The 1,155-nt window shown below is 50.5% G+C and carries 1 protein-coding gene; it reads left to right on the top strand.

Annotated features, from left to right (window positions below; translation table 11 throughout):
* The coding region (locus tag V6D20_24730; GenBank protein HEY9818988.1) for a histidine kinase dimerization/phospho-acceptor domain-containing protein at nucleotides 1-1,155 on the top strand (1,155 nt) is incomplete at both ends.

The raw sequence follows: 1,155 nt of genomic DNA, 5'->3' as shown, positions 1-1,155 counted from the left end.
CAAATCTTTGCCGATCGGGCAGCAGCAGAACTGCAGCGCAAGTGGGCAGAAGAACAGCTCCGTTTAGCCTATGAAGATCTGGAGGAACGGGTTGAACAACGCACTGCAGAATTAGTATCGGCCAATGCGGCTCTAGAGGGTGAGGTGGCAGAGCGATCGGCGGCAGAAGCAGCGATGGAGTTGGCGATGCGGCGGGAGCAGGCTGTCAATCGGGTGACGGTGCAGATGCGCAAAAGTTTAGATATTAACCAGATTTTTGACACAACCACCGATGAGTTGCGGCAAGAAATTGCCTGCGATCGCGTCTTGATTTATCGCTTCAATTCAGACTGGAGTGGCAGCATTGTCGCAGAGTCGGTGGACAATCGCCTCATCCCCATTCTCCCTAGCCGGGCCCAAGATCCAGTTTTTTCTAACATCGTTGCCCAAGAGGATCGCTGTACCGTTAACCAACTCAACCCTATTCACCTTGCCCACACCGACACCTACCTCCAAACCCGATCCGGGGGTATCTATCGCCAAAAAGATGCTTACTGCTGCGTCACAGATATCTATGAGGCAAAGCTAAGCCCCTGTTATATCAACTTTCTAGAACAATTTCAGGCCAGGGCCTATGTGATTGCCCCTATTCTCTGTGGACAAAAGCTCTGGGGTTTGATGGCTATTTACCAAAGCGATCGCCCCCGAAACTGGCAAGAGTCAGAGGTGCAAATTGTCTTACAAATTAGTAACCAACTGGGAGTGGCAGTGCGCCAAGCTGAACTGTTTGCCCATACCCAGCATCAGGCTAGAGAATTGCAGGCGGCCAAAGAACTAGCGGATTCCGCTAACTCCGCCAAAGGCGAGTTTCTGACCAATATGAGCCATGAATTGCGCACGCCGCTCAATGCTATTTTAGGCTTTACCCAACTCATGCAGCGCGATCAAGCGATCGCCCCCGAGCACAAAAAATATGTCTCGATCATCAACAGCAGTGGTGAACATCTACTCTCTTTGATTAACGATGTCCTAGAAGTCTCCAAAATTGAGTCAGGACAAACCACTCTGCATACATCTCCTGTTAAGCTCCGGTCATTCCTACGCCAAATCGAAGCCATGCTACGGCTAAAGGCAGCCGACAAGAACCTGAAGCTTCAACTCGATATTGATCCTACT

Source organism: Candidatus Obscuribacterales bacterium (genome assembly GCA_036703605.1).
Lineage (GTDB): Bacteria > Cyanobacteriota > Cyanobacteriia > RECH01 > RECH01 > RECH01.
This window is presented reverse-complemented; position numbering and strand designations above follow the sequence as displayed.